Below are 16,917 nucleotides of genomic sequence, written 5' to 3'. Positions count from 1 at the left end.
TACAAAATGGGTTAGGTTTGACTTCCGATATGCTTCTGTAGGAGGCCAGGACGCTGAATCCGTGCATCCACTCGAATGTCCAGTTCTATCTTCTTGAACTCCTGATCCCAGTCTTTTTTCACCGTCTCCCACTCCCTTGGGAACCTCCGGTGAACCCGGTCAGCAAAACCAGTTGCGTCTACACCAAGTTCCTGAAGTTTAGCCCAGCCCTCATTTATCGTTCTGGTCACTTCTTTTGCAATCTCTTCTTCCAGATCATGTATGGTCTTCGTCTTGGAAATATCCTTAGTGCATGTAGTTTCATTTAAAGTCCCGTTAATTTTCACTCCAACCTCCATAGTGTAATGAGAACTGGCTTTTCTGGGTGTAAGCTTTACATTAGCAGAGTTTACTAGTAGGGAGGAGTACATTTCCCTACCGGGCTGTTCGCTGCATGGGAACGAAATTTCGGTGTTGTTAACCTTTTGAGACAGATAAGATACTCCCAGACTCTCTTCCTTGTTGAGAAACCCTTTGAGCTTTCCTTTTTGGAATACCGCCAATTTAGTCAATGCCAGCTTGAGTGGGACCGAGGTTTTTTTGAAGACATCCAGACTCTCTACTTCCTTCTCGTCCTGATAGTCCCTTTCTCCGGTCAACTCGGCGACCGGTACTCCAATAGATTTGGAATCCGAATTCATGCTTAATACGAAATCATAAACCCTAACTTTTGGAAACAACGATAAAATATCGCTCTCTTTGTCGACCAATTCAGCCATGGCGGCTCCTTGAAGTTTTTCAGGCGGTAATAATTTCTTTAATAGATCGGATGCTAGTCCGTCCGTTACAATCATATTTACCATCTCCCTCGCTTCCGTATTACGAAGATAAAAATCGATTAAACGGTCCATTCCCTTCTCAGCTGCTCTTTTACCGATAAATACAACACGATTATGTGCTAAGTAAATTCGTCTTGATGTTTTTAAATTGCTGTAAGATAAGGCCTGGTTATAGGTTTTGGACTTTACAGAGAGTACATGGGATGCCGGTTGGGAAGACCCTCCCGTTCCTCCTCCGGTACCACTTGCAAGGGCGGAGGGAACAATAATCTGATAGGACACCATCCATTGTCCGTCGTCCATCATATCTACTCCTGTAGCCGCAGTTACCCACAGCTCATTCAGTTCGACTCGGTTCCAGCAACCCACCAAACTGAATAACACGACCAAGACCATAAAAAACCTTCCTAATTGGGGCATACCGTTTCCTCCTTACGCCATGGGATCTCGACCATGTTCCCCTGCCTGTTCTGCATATGATTCCTGCTCCGTTGCCTGCCTTATTGGATTGGAATCCCCAATCATTACCGGCCGTTTCTTCATCTTCCACCAAGGTACACGAACAAACAGGTCTTTCATATTGCTCTTATAGAAAGGTGCGAGCGGCATCATATAAGGAACGCCGAACGAATTCACAGATACTAATCGAACGAGGATGGGAATCAAGCCCGCCAAAACGCCGTATAATCCAAATAAACCCGCTAACAGCATGAGTCCAAACCTGAGCAAACGAACAGACCCAGCCATATTGATGGCAGGTAACACAAAGTTGCAGATGGCTGTGAATGATACCACAATGACCATAGCTGCGGAAACCAATCCCGCCTGTACAGCAGCCTGTCCAAGAACCAATGCCCCAACAATAGAAATCGCAGGTCCTACGGCGCGTGGCATTCGTACTCCTGCTTCGCGGATAACCTCGAAGGTCAGCTCCATTAGCATTGCTTCTAACAGTGCTGGCAATGGTGTACTCTCTCTCTGTGCAGCCAGAGTGATAAGCAGTGTTGTAGGCAGCATTTCCTGGTGAAACGTAGTTGTTGCAATAAAGAATGAGGGTAATAGCAATGCCAAGAAAAAGGATGCCATCCGAACGATCCGAAGAAAAGATGCCAGATCATAACGTTGGTAGTAGTCCTCACTGGATGCCATAAATCGAAAAAAAGTTACGGGAGCAATCAGTACAAATGGAGTCCCATCAACCAATATCGCTACCAGCCCTTCAAGCAAGCTGCCTGCTACAGTATCCGGGCGCTCGGTGTTATGAATGGTTGGAAATGGTGTCCATACCCCGTCTTGAATGAACTCCTCGATATATCCACTTTCGAGAATACTATCAGTGTTGATGGAATCTAATCGTCTGGAGATTTCCTTAACCACCTCCGGATCTGCTATGCCTCGAATATATGCCACCGATACCTTCGTCTGCGTGTATGATCCGATAATTCGAGAATCAATGTGGAGTTCAGCTGATTTGATCCTTCTCCGGAGGAGTGAGATATTGGTGGAAATATCCTCCGTAAATCCCTCTTTAGGACCGCGAATTACTGTCTGCGATGTTGGCTCCTCAACCGCTCTTTTAGCCCCCCCGCTCATAGAAGCAGCAAAGGCCTTGGTGCTGCCTTCGACAAGGAGAACCACCTGTCCATAAAGAACGGCATGGATAAGTGCTTCCTCATTTTTAAGGCAAGTGATGCCCCCAATAGGAATACGATCCATCAACCAATTTTCAACATTACGATCAGAGAGATTCCCATTTCGAATACCTGCAGTAAGTTCCTCCAGCAGTGTCGTTAAAATTTGCTGATCAATCAGGCCTTGAAGAAAACCTACAGCGAGAACCGGATTGCCCTGTTTATCGTTCAAACAACGAAGAATGAAATCCGTGCTATGTCCTATTTCCTGCTTCAGCAGGGTCACGTTGTCCTTAAGCGTGCCACTCAGCTCCTTGGATAACTCAGTCGATTTTTCATCATCAACTGGCTTAGGGCTGCTGCCATTTTTAGATCGTGAAGGCTGTTTAAACAGCCATTTTTTTAACTTGTCAACCATGGCCATAAAGTTCCCTTCTAGATATCGGTCAACTATAATATGTTGCTATTTCACGATTTGTATGTACGGATCTTGTAAAAAATGATTGCATACCAATCCACTGTGTTTATTGTAAAGATGCCCGTAAGCTTAACGTTAACATGCTTTAATTTGTGGGTAGCATGAGTGATTGCTGTTGTAGCCATTACAAAAATGCTTCATATAATGTGTTATGAATTAAAGGAAGGAGAATGGCATGCTGAGTAATTTAGAGTATAAAATACTCCAAGTACTTTATGACCTTTGGGAGCAAAAGCAAAAGTTAGAAAGGATTGAGGAGTTAGAGTTTAAAACAGGAAGGAGTAAAAAAGACATTGAGAGGGCGCTGTCTGTTTTAGAACAAAAGAAGTATATTATTCGAAGTGGTAAGTGTTCCAAGCGAGACTACATTATATTTAGAGGTTAAGAACACTAAAAAGTTAAAGCTCCTCCACTACGTGCCACCAAAATTCAAGTACATAAACCCTATTTATATTCAGGAGCTATACCCAGGATAGGTTAACTAGATAATATACTGAGAACAAAAGTAAGATTTATTGTTAAACAGTAAAAAACTCTGCTAACCTGAATTGGTCAGCAGAGTTTTTTATTTTAAGAAATTGCTTACAGAAAGACATTCTAGTAGAAATAATATGAGTCCAATTTTTAAATGTTCGGTGAAAATTCAGCCCTTAGAATGGCTGTTGCATTTAATAACCTTTCCCGTTAGTTCAATTATTTCCCTGCTGCTTCTCTTGCCATTAATATCTTCTTATCGTCTGACAAAATTTATTTTCTAGCGAGTGTTTGATCCGTCTTTGTCTAACCTTTTCGAAAAGTACTTAGGAGCCTCTTTATAACCTTGACGCTCATAAAATCGGTGAGCATCTATTCTTCTGGAATGACAATGAACTTGGATGCTCTCACATCCCCTTTTTCTGGCAGAAGCAGTGGCAAATTCCTCTAACTCTTTTCCAATTCCTTTACTTCTAATTGTGGAATCAACAACAAGATAACTAATCAATGCGGTATCTCTTCTTATCCCTAATTGTGGGATAAAATGTATCGAAATACAGGCAACGATACACCCTTCATCTTCATAGACCATTAATTCTTCGTCAGGATGAGTAAGAAGCCGTTCCATATTATCTTTAATAAAAAATTCGGTATCTGGGTAACCTAATTGTGTTAATAGTTTGGATATACCTTTCCCATCTTCCATTTTAGCAGCTCTAATCATGATCTTTACCTCCAATCGATTTGTGAAAATTCATTAAGTATTATCGAAGGGGATCAAAGCCCTAGTATATACTGGATTCTGACTTTATAGAGGCTGATTCCATAAAATCGTATTTTGGTATATAAATTCAGACGACTATCCGCAAGTTCTTTTATCCCTTCATCCTAATTATTTAATTATTACATTATTTTAGCGAGATCACTATAACTACGATGTGACCGTTTCAAAGTGGATGTGGTTGATTATTGTCAAGCTATAACTCTTATAGACTACCCGTTAGATTAACGTCGCCGTTCAGTCTGCAGCTTTTCAGCAGGCGAACGTAGGATGCTGCTATGAAGGATCTGGAGATAAGACGTTGAAGCGCACATAAAACTTAGGTTACTTGCTTTAGAGCAAATGGGGATGGATAAGTCTACACTACGGGAAATCGTCATCTGGAGGGTTGGGATCGCAATCAAAAGATCATCATGCTGGCAGGAGACGAGAAGGGAACTTTAGAGAGCATTAAGGCATCAGTCTCGTCTTATTGCCTCAATTATTTTCTTCTACCAAATCTTCTACCGAAATACGGATATCTGTAATACCTGACGGAACCCTATTTATTGTTGGACAGGCTGTAGGAGCTTTGTAAAACCCATCAAAACTCTATTTCAACGCACTCGTAATGCGTAGGCCGGGGGTTCAATTCCCTTCACCAGCATTCTATAAAACTCAAGCACAGCGCGGCTTCCAAGCTTTTTGGAGGTCGCGCTTTTTCGTTGGAGCGAGCATTCTTCTAACCTTTAGTCTAGTAAAGGTGGGGCTATTTTTGCATTTTCGGAATCATACAGTTCCTTAAACCAAAGCTGTTTTTTAAAATCTTATTGAAAAGGTATGGATGACTAATGTTAAAAAAAACGGTACTGCTGATTATCGCGGCTAGCTTTTTGTTGTTTATTATAACTGTTCCAGATCAAGCCTTTAACCACCATAGTATCCAGCCTCAGGTTACCATTGGAGGAGCTTAAACGTAAGCAAAGCAAATCCCCGCTAACCTGAACTGGTCGGCGGGAATTTTTGTTGAACAATCTAAGGACAGTGTATTGTACAGTACCCCTTGTACAAATTTATGATTCTCAGAAGTGATGAATTAATGTGTAATTAAAAGCAATGCTGCATTACAAATAATGTATACAAAATAAGCTGTCTGTTATGATTAATTGAATTGGCAGGTTAAGACAAAGTAATCATAAAGATCAGATAAATAGTCGAGGGGGTGCGCTTCAATAATATGGTTATTTACCTGCTTATTAACCAAAAGAAAAAATAGGTACTAACTATAAGCCCTTCTCTTTTTCTTCCGAATTAGCATGGTCAGGAAAAGGAGGACAGGCAGAGCAATTTGAAAGATAGGCCAGACTTGAACCAAGACTACATGAAGACCGAACCACAAAAATTCGGTTAACCTAGGGGAGAGAAACGTAAGAGCATATATGATGATGCTTAGCAACAGTAACGCAGGCTTATATCTTAAGGAGGTTATCGTTTGAAGCCCTATGACAGCACCAAACATAAAACCCGCCGTTTTGACTCCGATTCCAATAAATAGAATCATCGTAAACAGGACATCAGCTCTCTCAACGATTTTCGGAAGCTGAATTAGTTGAGTAACCTCAAACAAGGGATAGGTGCTTGATGCCGCCCATTCTGGACCTAGAACCAGGACTGATAGCTCATTCATAACGATAAGGAACACAGCAGTGATCCAGTAAACAATGACGATCGACCGCTTTAATTTACGTTTATCCGTGATGATTTTGAATAGCACAAGAAAAAGAACCGTCTGCCCGAAGGGAAAAGACACGATCTCGGGAATGGCAGCCTTCAATACGGGAGTTAAACCGTTCTCCAATACAGGGAACAAAAATTCAAAGTGAATGAGTCCTGTAAAAGGAGTAAGCAATAATAGAGTCCCATAACCAAAAATCAACAGAAGGAGGAATATATGACATAGAAGGAACCAGACCCTCGGTCCAAACCGCACCACATCGGCACAGACAATTAACGCTATAAACGTAATAACTTCGGTAGGGGTTCTGTTCAGCAATGTCAGTGCGCCGAGCTCACCAATGTCCCTGACACTCCTGGAAGCTTCATAAGCAAAGTAACTGATGAACAGAAGTCCCCCCAGACTACCTATCCATTTTCCCCAATAATGGCATAGGAGCTCATATAAGTCCCGGTGTGGGTCAATCTTATGCATGTATAAATACATGATTAGCAGTACGAAGCCTGCAAGCGCACCGATCAGCATGGCCAGCCATGCATCCTGCTTGGCTGTAGCTCCCAATAGGAATAATGTTGTACTGCCTACCTGAAACAAGGAAAAAGCGATTGCTAACCCGGATACCTTGGTGACAGTTTTACTCATACTTTCAAAGCCCCTTTATACAAAATGGGTTAGGTTTGACTTCCGATATGCTTCTGTAGGAGGCCAGGACGCTGAATCCGTGCATCCACTCGAATGTCTAGTTCTATCCTCTTGAATTCTTGCTCCCAGTCTTTTTTCACCGTCTCCCACTCCCTTGGGAACCTCCGGTGAATCCGGTCAGCAAAACCAGTTGCGTCTGCACCAAATTCCTGAAGTTTAGTCCAGCCCTCATTTATCGTTTTGGTCACTTCTTTTGAAATCTCTTCTTCCAGATCATGTATGGTCTTCGTCTTGGAAATATCCTTAGTGCATGTAGTTTCATTTAAAGTCCCGTTAATTTTCACTCTAACCTGCATAGTGTAATGAGAACTGGTTTTTCTGGGTGTAAGCTTTACATTAGCAGAATTTACTAGTAGGGAAGAGTAAATATCCCTACCGGGTTGTTCGTTGCATGGGAACGAAATTTCGGTGTTGTTAACCTTTTGAGACAGATAAGATACACCCAGACTCTCTTCCTTGTTGAGAAACCCTTTAAGCTTTCCTTTTTGGAATATCGCCAATTTAGTCAATGCCAGCTTGAGTGGGACCGAGGTTTTTTTGAAGACATCCAGACTCTCTGCTTCCTTCTCGTCCTGATAGTCCCTTTCTCCGGTCAACTCGGCGACCGGTACTCCAATAGATTTGGAATCCGAGTTCATGCTTAATACGAAATCATAAACCCTAACTTTTGGAAACAACGATAAAATATCGCTCTCTTTGTCGACCAAATCAGCCATGGCGGCGCCTTGAAGTTTTTCAGGTGGCGATAATTTCTTTAATAGATCGGATGCTAGTCCGTCCGTAACAATCATAGATACCATTTCCCTCGCTTCCGTATTACGAAGATAAAAATCGATTAAACGGTCCATTCCCTTCTCAGCCGCTCTCTTACCGATATATACAACACGATTATGTGCTACGTAAATTCGTCTAGATGTTTCCAAATTGCTGTACGATAACGCTTGATTATAGGTTTTGGACTTTACAGAGAATACATGGGATGCTGGTTGAGAAGTCGCTCCCGATCCTCCTCCGGTTCCACTTGCAAGGGCGGAGGGAACAATAATCTGATAGGAAACCATCCACTGTCCGTCGTCCATCATATCTACTCCTGTAGCTGCGGTTACCCATAGCTCATTCAGTTCGACTCGGTTCCAGCAACCTGCCAAAATGAATAATATGATCAAGACCAAAATAAACCTGCCTAATTGGGACATATCTGCTCCTCCTTACGCCATGGGATCTCGGCCGTGTTCGCCCGCTTGTTCTGCATATGATTCCTGCTCTGTTGTCTGCCTTACTGGATTGGAACCCCCAATCATTATCGGTCTTTTCTTCATTTTCCACCAAGGTACACGCACTAACATGTCTTTCATATTGCTCTTATAGAAAGGTGCGATCGGTACCATATAAGGAATGCCGAACGAATTTATAGATACTAATCGAACGAGGATGGGGACCATTCCCGCCAAAACGCCGTACAATCCAAATAAACCCGCTAACAGCATAAGTCCAAATCTGAGCAGACGAACAGCCCCCGCCATATTGATCGCAGGTAGTACAAAGTTGCAGATGGCTGTGAATGATACCACAATCACCATAGCTGCGGAAACCAATCCCGCCTGAACAGCAGCTTGTCCAAGAACCAATGCCCCGACAATAGAGATTGCAGGTCCTACGGCACGTGGCATTCGTACACCTGCTTCGCGGATAACCTCAAAGGTCAGTTCCATTAGCAATGCCTCAAGCAAAGCTGGCAATGGTGTACTCTCTCTCTGCGCAGCCAGAGTGATAAGCAGTGTTGTAGGCAACATTTCCTGGTGAAATGTAGTTGTTGCAATAAAGAACGAGGGTAACAGCAATGCCAAGAAAAAGGATGACATCCGAACGATCCGAAGAAAAGATGCCAAATCATAACGTTGGTAGTAGTCCTCACTGGAGGCGATAAATCGAAAAAAAGCTACGGGAGCAATCAGTACAAATGGAGTCCCATCAACCAATATCGCTACTAATCCTTCAAGCAAGCTGCCTGCTACAGTATCCGGGCGCTCAGTGTTATATATGGTTGGAAAGGGTGTCCATACCCCATCTTGAATAAATTCCTCGATATATCCACTTTCGAGAATACTGTCAGTGTTAATGGAATCTAATCGTCTGGAGATTTCCTTAACCACCTCTGGATCTGCAATGCCTCGAATATATGCCACCGATACCTTCGTCTGCGTGTATGATCCGATAATTCGAGAATCAAAGTGGAGTTCAGTTGATTTGATCCTTCTCCGGAGGAGTGCGATATTGGTGGATATATCCTCTGTAAACCCCTCTTTAGGGCCGCGAATTACTGTCTGCGATGTTGGCTCCTCAACCGCTCTTTTAGCCCCCCCGCTCATAGAAGCAGCAAAGGCCTTAGTGCTGCCATCGACAAGGAGAGCAACCTGTCCATAAAGAACGGCATGGATAAGCGATTGCTCATTGTCAAGGCCAGTGATCCCCCCAATAGGGATATGATCCATCAACCAACTTTCAACATTACGATCAGAGACATCTCCATTTCGAATACCTGCAGTGAGCTCCTCCAACAGTGTCGTTAAAATTTGCTGATCAATCAAACCTTGAAGAAAGCCTACGGCGAGAACCGGATTGCCCTGTTTATCGTTCAAACAACGAAGAATGAAATCCGTGCTATGTCCTATTTTCTGCTTCAGCATGGTCACGTTGTCCTTAAGCGTACCACTCAGCTCTTTGGATAATTCAGTCGATTTTTCATCATTAGCTGGCTTAGGGCTGCTGCCATTTTTAGATCGTGAAGGCTGTTTAAACAGCCATTTTTTTAACTTGTCAACCATGGCCATATAGTTCCCTTCTATATAACGGTCAACTGTAATATGCTGCTATTCCACAGTTTATATGTACTGTCTTGTCAAAAGATGGTCGCATATCAATCCATTGCAGCTATGTTTATTGTGGAGATCCCCGTTAGCTTAACAGTGTACTGGCAGTGCTTCTTTACTTCCAATTTACAGGGCGATGGGCTATTTATGTTCTATTTAAGGTAGATAAAAGACATCATCAGCTAACTTATCTGCCTGACGTTCGTAAACTTCTAAATTAGCTGGGATGGTAGTTCTATGTCACGTAGATGACTGATATCTCTCATCGGTGGGCGTCCGAATAAACGAGCGTATTCTCGGTTGAACTGAGAAGGGCTTTCGTAACCGACCTGAAATCCTGCCGTTGCAGCATCGTAGCCTTCCGTGAGCATCAGTCGACGTGCGCTCTGCAATCGAATGATCTTTTGATACTGAAGGGGGCTCATTCCCGTTACTCTTTTGAAGTGCTTGTGAAAGGTTGTTGGGTTCATGTTCACTTTTTTTGCTAACTCTTCAATGACTAGCTGTTCAGAATAGTCACGATTGATTACATGTATTGCATTTGAAATACCTTGTGCATAGCTTCCGATCACGGCGAACTGCCTGAGTAACGCTCCTTGCTCTCCCTCCAGCACACGATAAAATATCTCCCGGATGTAGAGTGGAGCTAGTATCTCGATATCCGTGGGTGAATCTAAAAGATTGACGAGGCGTAAAATCGCATCTAACAGAAAGGAAGTGGACGGATTAACCAAAATGCCCCTTCCCGTGTCTCCCTTTTTCTGCAAACTAGATTTCGTGCATATATCTATAATGACATCAGGGCTAAGTGTTAATTGTAAACTTAGGTACGGCAACTGTGGAGAAGCATGAGTAATTTTCCCAATCACTGGTAGATGTACGGATGCAACCATATAACTGGACGAATCGCACATGAGGCTTTCCCCGACAAATGTGGCAGTTTTAGAGCCTTGGGCAATTATGTAAAGAGAGGGCATGTTGAGGGTATGCGTCGGTTTCGACTCCGCGGATGCGCGCCTGAAACAAAGCTCTGGAATCGCTGTTTGGTGTAAACCATCCTTAGGCGTATGCCGTGCTATTTGCTTAGCTAACTCCGTAATGAGTTGGTTCAAACTTATTCACCAATCCTTTTTCATTTAATCTGATATGAATATTGTAACTCAAACCGGACAGGAATAGGCAAGGAACGCGTATGAATCGTCTATCTGCTTTATTTTGATATTTCTTATAATTCAAGGCGAAAGACAAATTTCCAGATGAAAGAAGGATTCGGCAATGAGATTAATCCAGAATGCAACCCTGTCCGGAATCAAAGATAAAGTTGTTGTCATTACGGGTGCAAGCAGTGGGATTGGTGAAGCGACTACGCTTTTACTGGCTGAGCATGGGGCAAAAGTCGTACTTGGGGCACGGCGACCTGAGCGCCTTGAAGCTCTTGCGGCCCGCATCGCGGAGGTTGGCGGTGAAGTCGTGTATGCTAGCACAGATGTCAGACGGCGGGAGGATGTAACCAAGCTCATCCATTTGGCATGTGAGCGATTCGGCACGATTGACGTTCTCGTGAACAACGCCGGCGTGATGCCGATTTCTCCCCTTGACGACTTGCGTGTTGAGGATTGGGAGGACATGATCGACGTCAACATTAAAGGTGTTTTGTACGGCATCGCCGCAGCACTGCCTGTCTTTCGCAAGCTGGGTTCCGGACATTTCGTCAACATTGCTTCTACAGCAGGACATAAAACTGTACCGAACCAGTCTGTTTATTCTGCCACGAAATTCGCTGTCCGCGCCATCTCTGAGGGTTTGCGACAGGAAGCCGGTGATAAGGTGCGGGTAACGATCATTTCACCCGGTTTGGTTCGGACGAATTTCGCTGAAGGTGTGACGAATCTTGAGGTGAGGGCCCGGCTCGAAGAGCTTCGTGACCAGTTCGCGTTGCCACCGGAGGCGATTGCCCGTGCCATTGCGTACGCGATTGAGCAGCCGGTTGACGTTGATGTGAATGAGATCGTGATTCGCCCCACATCTCAAATGTAAGGTATAAGGGGGATGATAAGTAAGCCAGTGCTTCAGCGAAAGTAATGTGGGCGCGATTACAAGAGCACTTAATCCCTGGACAGGACAAAAAAGCAGGCCAAACGAGCAAATGTACTCGTTGAGGCTTGCTTTTTTTGCTCCTATAAGAGATGAGCAGCCCACATTAGGAACCGGCTGAATGGCTTTTATTTATTTTCAAAAAGACATTGAAATCTTTGTAACTCCTGATTATAATACAAGACATAACAATTAAAGGCGCTTACATGAGAGGGGGTGAAGCAGATAAAGATTGCAGGAATGAATATTACGTACAGGTATTTTCCTTTCGAGCACTTCTTGGACCAAGTCGCCGAGCTTGGGATGAGCACATCGAGTTGTGGGCGGGCGAGCCTCATTTGTACGTCTATCGGAATGTTCTTGGCAACTTGAGGCACGTGAGGCAGCAGCTGAAATCCCGAGACATGAAGGTCGTCTGTTATACGCCGGAACAGTGTGTCTATCCCTTCAATATTGCCGCTTCTGACCCCCAGCTGCGGCAGAAGAGCATCGATTACTTCATAGATAATCTGTACGCGGCGCTGGAGCTGGAGACCAACATGATGCTTGTGACTTCAGGAATAGGAGACTTTGCTGTATCGCAATTGGAATCATGGAAATATGCGAGCGACTCCATCTATCAGATATCTAGGGTGGCTGAGAAGGAAGGGGTGACTTTAGCGTTAGAGCCTCTGACCCGATTCGAATCGAATCTAATTATCGATGCTAAGGGAATCAAGAGGATGTTGGAGGAGATCCGTTCCCCGTCATTAAAAGGGATGATCGACACCGTAGCGATGCAACTCGCTAACGAGACACCCGAAGATTATTTCTCCTTACTCCCGGAGATGGTTCATTTTCATCTGATCGACGGTGACGGCTCGTCTGATGCGCATCTGGCTCTCGATGATGGGGTGCTGAATTGGCGGGAATATCTAACCAGTCTTCAGAGCCATAATTACGAGGGAGCTTGTACACTAGAGATTATGGGGTTCAATTATTATCAGAATCCACAGGAAGCACTTAGGGAATCGGTCAGGAAAATAAGGGGAATGGAATTCTTATCACCTTGATTTGGAGGAACTCGTTATGAGTAATGACTCACTTACACGAAAACTGGGCTTTTGGTCGGCCCTAGCCATCGCTGTTGGAACTACGGTAGGTTCCGGAATCTTCGTCTCTTCCGGTGATGTCGCAAAAGCTGCGGGTATGCCCTCGATCTCAATTCTAGCCTGGATTATTGGTGGAGTTATTGCGATTCCGCAGGTCATGGTGCTGGCCGAATTGGCGACTGCCTACCCGCAAAATGGAAGCGGTTACGTATACTTGAATAAAGCAGGATGGAGGCCTTTGGCCTTTCTATACGGATGGGCAACCTTCTGGGCACTCGATCCTCCGTCCATTTCAATCATGGCTCTGGCCATTGTTGCATACCTGGCGAGTTTCTTTCCTTTCTTCGTTGGAATTGCCGGTAAACTGCTAGGAGTAGCGATCATTCTGATCATCACGTCCATCCATTATCGAAGTGTCAAGGCAGGCGGTAGTTTTCAAGTCATTATTACGGCTATCAAAATCATCCCTTTCCTGATTGTCATTGTGCTGGGCCTTATGTACATGAACTTTGACAACTTTGCTTACACGCCTGCCGCAGGAGCGACAAGTTCAAGCTTAATTGGTGGCGTATCTGCCACGACGTGGGCTTACACGGGAATGGCCGCCATTTGTTTTATGGCTGGAGAATTCAAAAATCCAGGGAAAGTTCTCCCTCGGGCATTAATTAGTTCGGTACTGATTGTATTGGGTCTATATACGCTGCTTGCGGTATGTGTCACCGGCCTAATGCCGTTCGATAAACTGATGGGTTCCAGCTCCGCTGTGTCCGACGCCGTCAAGTATATTCCCGGATTATCCGGCATGGCCTCATCCTTTGTAGCCGTTACCGCGATTATTGTTATTCTGGGTTCCTTGAGCTCTTGCATTATGTTTCAGCCTCGCCTGGAGTATGCTATGGCGAAGGATGGGCTGTTCTTTCAGCGTTTTGCAAAAGTTCATCCTAAATTCGAAACACCAAGCTTCTCGATCATTGCCCAGGTTACGTTGGCCTGTATTCTTGTGTTCTTCAGCAATTTAACCGAACTGCTTGGTTATTTCACGCTGATTCAGCTGGTCATTAACATTATGGATTTTGCCGCAGTCTATAAATGCCGTAAGAGAGAGGATTATAAGCCGATTTACCGCATGCCAATGTGGAGAGTAACCACTATTCTGGCTATCCTTGGGGCAGGATGGCTGGCTTGGGGAACCTTTACGTGGGCTCCAGTGCAGGGCATGATTGCCGCGGCGATAGTCATCGCAACGGGTCTGCCTGTGTATTACTACTGGGAGAAGAAGTATGGATCTAAAAGCAGTCATAACAGCAGTAATATAGTCACTTAGCCTGGATGAAATGAAGGGAGCGAACGCTAACTCACTGATTTCCTTCAGATGTTACAAAAGGAGTTGTTTTAATTGTATTGCCTGGTTATACTACTGTATATAACAAATAAAATTGGATGATATTGGAGAGGAACCGCTCCAGTATTAGGGAGGGAACGTAAATGTTGAATTTTGACGAACAGTTATTCCTTAAGCTTGTGGAGCAAGAGGGCCTGGCCTTTAGAGGACAAATTGAAGAGATTGTAGACGGGATTGCCAAGAAAGGGTACAGCAATATTTTTCTGATTGGTGCGGGTGGCACAATTGCGATGATGTATCCTTATGAGTATATTCTGAAATCAAACTCGACCATTGATGTGCATGCGGCGATTGCCGCTGAGTTTATGGTGATGAACAACAGACATTTCAGTAAGGATTCCGTATGTATTTTTACATCTGTGTCGGGAACCACGCAGGAGACCGTTGCGGCAGCCGAGTTCTGTAAGGAACGGGGAGCGACTACGATTGCACTTGTGGCAGAAAGGGACACTCCGTTAACCAAAATTGTAGATCACTGCATCACTACTGGCTCGGAGAAACATTCCTTCGATACATTCTTCATGCTCCTGTACATGGTTGTGTTCCGGTTCATGTATAACAACAATGAGTTCCCTCAATATGAGCAGTTCACGAAGGAAGTTGCCTTATTGCCGCGTGCGATTCTGGACGCAGTCAAGACCTTTGACCCTAAAGCGGAAGCTTTTGCAAAAGAACATAAAGATACTGACTATCATATGATGGTTGGCTCCGGCAACCTGTGGGGGAATACGTACTCCTACGCGATGTGTATCCTGGAAGAAATGCAGTGGATTCATGCGAAGTCGATTCATGCGGCGGAATTCTTCCATGGCACGCTTGAGCTTGTGGTTGAAGATACCAGTGTTATTCTGCTGAAAGGCGAAGATGAGACAAGACCTCTGATGGATCGGGTAGAGAGATTCGCTGAGAAGATTACGAAGAAGCTGACCATTATTGATACCAAAGACTTTGCCATGGAAGGCATTAGCGAGGAGTTCAGAAAGCATTTTGCCGTAAGTATCAACTGGTCTGTACTAAGCCGTATCAGCGCCTACCTGGAGCGTGAGAGAAATCATCCGTTAACACTTAGAAGATACTATCGTCAAATGGAATATTAAGATGTGCAGTCTTTAGTTCATTCTATATTGATGCATTTGATTTGAGCACTACTTTGTAGTGCTCATTCTTTAATAGCAGGGAAGGTGGGAGCAAGATGAGAATCATTACAGTCGGGGATAACTGCATGGATGTCTATCAAGCAAGCGGCAAAGCCTATCCTGGAGGCAATCCGGTGAATGTGGCCGTCTATTTAACTGAAATGGGTGCAAAGACGGCCTATCTGGGCTGGGTGGGCACCGACATTTATGGGGAGATCATGATCCAGGCTATTCAGGACAAGGGCGTGGATACTTCCCGGATTTCAAAAAAGGACGGAAAAACAGCGGTAACCCACGTAGAGATGGTGGAGAATGACCGGAAGTTCGGCGATTACGACGAGGGAGTTATGACACAGTTCTTCCTTACAGCAGAAGAGCTCGATTTTGCTGGCCATTATCAGCTTGTCCACTCGGGGATATGGGGCCATGCCGATCCGTACTTTCCTCTCTTTAAGGAAAAGGGCCTGATCACTTCCTTTGATTTTTCAGATCAACTGCAGGATGATCGGGTACAGACGTTAACGCCCTATATAGACTATCCATTCTTTTCGTACACTCAGGATGATGATTATATCCGCCAGCTCTTGGTAGAGGTCAAGCAAAGAGGAGCGCAGATTGCTGTAGCTACCTTGGGAGAGAACGGTTCGCTTGCTTACGATGGGGAACAATTCTTTCCGCACGGCGTGGGTAAGGTGAACGTCGTGGATACGATGGGAGCTGGGGATTCCTTCATTGCCGGGTTCATTTACGGCCGATTGAAAGGGTTTTCAACTGAGAACTGCCTGGAGCTTGGGGCAATCACAGCCGGGAAGACGATAGGTTATTTCGGTGCATGGTGACTGGAGATGATCATCAATGTATAATACTTATTATAATCATTGATGGATAAGGATGAATTTACCATGAATTTGAATCCTTCAACCCCCCAGCCGCTGTATATGCAGATCAGGCAAATGTTGAAGAACGATATCCAGGACGGACGATACAAACCGGATGAACAGATTCCAACGGAAGCAGAGCTCTGTGATACTTATAGTGTAAGCCGAATCACCATACGGAAAGCGATTGAGGAGCTCGTGCGGGAAGGAACCCTGACGCGAATTCCTCGTAGAGGCACCTTTGTGGCCTCCAACAAATTTCATAATGAACTGTTATCCGTAAGCGGTTTCTCAGAGTTCAGCCACCAGCTGGGCATGATTCCAAACTCACGGATATTAAGAAGCGAAGTAATCCCGGCGTCTGGAGAGGTGGCCGGACATCTTCTTATTGAAGAAGGCAGCCCTGTGTTGGAGCTTGAACGGTTGATGTATGTAGATGACCGCCCGCTTTTCTATGATATAGCCCATTATTCACTCACCCGGTTTCCGGATTTAGAAAAGAAGATCGCAATGAAAGAATCGACTTACAAGATTCTGTCGGAGGATTATAACACCGAAATCGTGAGTAATGATAAGATCATTGATGTAATCGGTGCGACCAAAGATTATGCGAAATTGCTTGAATGTGATATTGGAGCGAACTTGTTCCGGATATTGAAAATTGCTTTTGACGCAAACGATGAGCCTGTTCATCTCTCCACATTTATGTGTGAGACGAATCGGGTCAACCTGACGGTCCACCGGGCAAAATAGTTCATGCCCATCGGCATGGCCTATTCTCCAAAAGGATCTAGCATCGAAACGAGTATACGGCTACTTCAGGACGTAGCTTGTTCATCAGCATTGCT

The 16,917-nt window shown here is 44.5% G+C and carries 14 protein-coding genes, 1 tRNA gene and 1 pseudogene; 9 read left to right on the top strand and 7 right to left on the bottom strand.

The annotated features are described in order from the left end of the window. Nucleotides 1-11: 11 nt before the first annotated feature. Nucleotides 12-1,238, bottom strand: coding sequence for a Ger(x)C family spore germination protein (locus ACXHJ2_RS20835; protein WP_165083456.1), 1,227 nt, complete (start codon nucleotides 1,236-1,238; stop codon nucleotides 12-14). 12 nt (nucleotides 1,239-1,250) lie between these two features. Beyond that, nucleotides 1,251-2,867: a spore germination protein gene (locus ACXHJ2_RS20830; RefSeq protein ID WP_165083536.1), complete on the bottom strand. Its 1,617-nt coding sequence runs from the start codon at nucleotides 2,865-2,867 to the stop codon at nucleotides 1,251-1,253. Nucleotides 2,868-3,102: 235 nt separating this feature from the next. On the opposite strand from ACXHJ2_RS20830, the gene ACXHJ2_RS20825 reads away from it, so the two are divergent. Continuing rightward, a complete protein-coding gene (locus tag ACXHJ2_RS20825; RefSeq protein WP_165083458.1) occupies nucleotides 3,103-3,312 on the top strand; it encodes a hypothetical protein in 210 nt (69 codons plus the stop codon). Nucleotides 3,313-3,681: 369 nt separating this feature from the next. Here ACXHJ2_RS20825 and ACXHJ2_RS20820 read toward each other — a convergent pair whose 3' ends face one another. Continuing rightward, on the bottom strand, nucleotides 3,682-4,125 hold the full coding sequence (locus tag ACXHJ2_RS20820; protein WP_165083460.1) for a GNAT family N-acetyltransferase: 444 nt from the start codon (nucleotides 4,123-4,125) through the stop codon (nucleotides 3,682-3,684). Between the two features lie 616 nt (nucleotides 4,126-4,741). Here ACXHJ2_RS20820 and ACXHJ2_RS20815 point away from each other — a divergent pair. Together ACXHJ2_RS20815 and ACXHJ2_RS20810 are read left to right on the top strand one after the other, a co-directional pair. Continuing rightward, a tRNA-Thr gene (locus tag ACXHJ2_RS20815) sits at nucleotides 4,742-4,828 on the top strand. A gap of 184 nt (nucleotides 4,829-5,012) precedes the next feature. Next, nucleotides 5,013-5,135, top strand: coding sequence for a hypothetical protein (locus ACXHJ2_RS20810; protein WP_255305602.1), 123 nt, complete (start codon nucleotides 5,013-5,015; stop codon nucleotides 5,133-5,135). Nucleotides 5,136-5,440: 305 nt separating this feature from the next. Here ACXHJ2_RS20810 and ACXHJ2_RS20805 read toward each other — a convergent pair whose 3' ends face one another. The 4 genes from ACXHJ2_RS20805 to ACXHJ2_RS20790 form a co-directional block, all read right to left on the bottom strand. Continuing rightward, entirely contained in the window at nucleotides 5,441-6,538 is a 1,098-nt protein-coding gene (locus tag ACXHJ2_RS20805) for a GerAB/ArcD/ProY family transporter (protein ID WP_165083462.1), read from the bottom strand. A gap of 29 nt (nucleotides 6,539-6,567) precedes the next feature. Next, a complete protein-coding gene (locus ACXHJ2_RS20800; protein WP_165083464.1) occupies nucleotides 6,568-7,794 on the bottom strand; it encodes a Ger(x)C family spore germination protein in 1,227 nt (408 codons plus the stop codon). A gap of 12 nt (nucleotides 7,795-7,806) precedes the next feature. Next, nucleotides 7,807-9,423, bottom strand: coding sequence for a spore germination protein (locus tag ACXHJ2_RS20795; protein WP_165083538.1), 1,617 nt, complete (start codon nucleotides 9,421-9,423; stop codon nucleotides 7,807-7,809). A 257-nt stretch (nucleotides 9,424-9,680) separates the two neighbouring features. Beyond that, nucleotides 9,681-10,580: an AraC family transcriptional regulator gene (locus ACXHJ2_RS20790; protein WP_165083466.1), complete on the bottom strand. Its 900-nt coding sequence runs from the start codon at nucleotides 10,578-10,580 to the stop codon at nucleotides 9,681-9,683. 163 nt (nucleotides 10,581-10,743) lie between these two features. Between ACXHJ2_RS20790 and ACXHJ2_RS20785 the strand changes: the two genes are divergently transcribed. From ACXHJ2_RS20785 to ACXHJ2_RS20760, 6 genes and pseudogenes are all read left to right on the top strand, one after another. Then, entirely contained in the window at nucleotides 10,744-11,505 is a 762-nt protein-coding gene (locus ACXHJ2_RS20785) for an SDR family oxidoreductase (RefSeq protein WP_165083468.1), read from the top strand. 282 nt (nucleotides 11,506-11,787) lie between these two features. Further along, a pseudogene (locus ACXHJ2_RS20780) lies at nucleotides 11,788-12,614 on the top strand (TIM barrel protein). Nucleotides 12,615-12,630: 16 nt separating this feature from the next. Next, on the top strand, nucleotides 12,631-13,977 hold the full coding sequence (locus ACXHJ2_RS20775) for an amino acid permease (protein WP_165083470.1): 1,347 nt from the start codon (nucleotides 12,631-12,633) through the stop codon (nucleotides 13,975-13,977). Nucleotides 13,978-14,138: 161 nt separating this feature from the next. Then, nucleotides 14,139-15,152 carry an SIS domain-containing protein gene (locus ACXHJ2_RS20770; RefSeq protein WP_019685995.1) on the top strand — a complete coding sequence of 338 codons (1,014 nt, stop codon included), beginning with the start codon at nucleotides 14,139-14,141 and terminating at the stop codon, nucleotides 15,150-15,152. Between the two features lie 95 nt (nucleotides 15,153-15,247). Beyond that, nucleotides 15,248-16,030: a fructoselysine 6-kinase gene (gene frlD, locus ACXHJ2_RS20765; protein ID WP_165083472.1), complete on the top strand. Its 783-nt coding sequence runs from the start codon at nucleotides 15,248-15,250 to the stop codon at nucleotides 16,028-16,030. A 63-nt stretch (nucleotides 16,031-16,093) separates the two neighbouring features. Beyond that, the gene (locus tag ACXHJ2_RS20760; protein WP_025676235.1) at nucleotides 16,094-16,822 is read left to right on the top strand and encodes a GntR family transcriptional regulator; all 729 of its coding nucleotides are present in this window, start codon (nucleotides 16,094-16,096) and stop codon (nucleotides 16,820-16,822) included. Nucleotides 16,823-16,917 lie beyond the last annotated feature (95 nt).

This window comes from Paenibacillus sp. ALE3 (assembly GCF_054113405.1).
This window is presented reverse-complemented; position numbering and strand designations above follow the sequence as displayed.

Excerpts from the sequence above, each read along its gene's own strand:
- ACXHJ2_RS20825 (WP_165083458.1), top strand. The coding sequence starts at position 3,103 with ATGCTGAGTAATTTAGAGTATAAAATACTCCAAGTACTTTATGACCTT.
- ACXHJ2_RS20835 (WP_165083456.1), bottom strand. The coding sequence starts at position 1,238 with ATGCCCCAATTAGGAAGGTTTTTTATGGTCTTGGTCGTGTTATTCAGT.
- ACXHJ2_RS20795 (WP_165083538.1), bottom strand. The coding sequence starts at position 9,423 with ATGGTTGACAAGTTAAAAAAATGGCTGTTTAAACAGCCTTCACGATCT.
- frlD (WP_165083472.1), top strand. The coding sequence starts at position 15,248 with ATGAGAATCATTACAGTCGGGGATAACTGCATGGATGTCTATCAAGCA.
- ACXHJ2_RS20785 (WP_165083468.1), top strand. The coding sequence starts at position 10,744 with ATGAGATTAATCCAGAATGCAACCCTGTCCGGAATCAAAGATAAAGTT.
- ACXHJ2_RS20770 (WP_019685995.1), top strand. The coding sequence starts at position 14,139 with ATGTTGAATTTTGACGAACAGTTATTCCTTAAGCTTGTGGAGCAAGAG.
- ACXHJ2_RS20805 (WP_165083462.1), bottom strand. The coding sequence starts at position 6,538 with ATGAGTAAAACTGTCACCAAGGTATCCGGGTTAGCAATCGCTTTTTCC.
- ACXHJ2_RS20775 (WP_165083470.1), top strand. The coding sequence starts at position 12,631 with ATGAGTAATGACTCACTTACACGAAAACTGGGCTTTTGGTCGGCCCTA.
- ACXHJ2_RS20830 (WP_165083536.1), bottom strand. The coding sequence starts at position 2,867 with ATGGTTGACAAGTTAAAAAAATGGCTGTTTAAACAGCCTTCACGATCT.
- ACXHJ2_RS20760 (WP_025676235.1), top strand. The coding sequence starts at position 16,094 with ATGAATTTGAATCCTTCAACCCCCCAGCCGCTGTATATGCAGATCAGG.
- ACXHJ2_RS20820 (WP_165083460.1), bottom strand. The coding sequence starts at position 4,125 with ATGATTAGAGCTGCTAAAATGGAAGATGGGAAAGGTATATCCAAACTA.
- ACXHJ2_RS20810 (WP_255305602.1), top strand. The coding sequence starts at position 5,013 with ATGTTAAAAAAAACGGTACTGCTGATTATCGCGGCTAGCTTTTTGTTG.
- ACXHJ2_RS20800 (WP_165083464.1), bottom strand. The coding sequence starts at position 7,794 with ATGTCCCAATTAGGCAGGTTTATTTTGGTCTTGATCATATTATTCATT.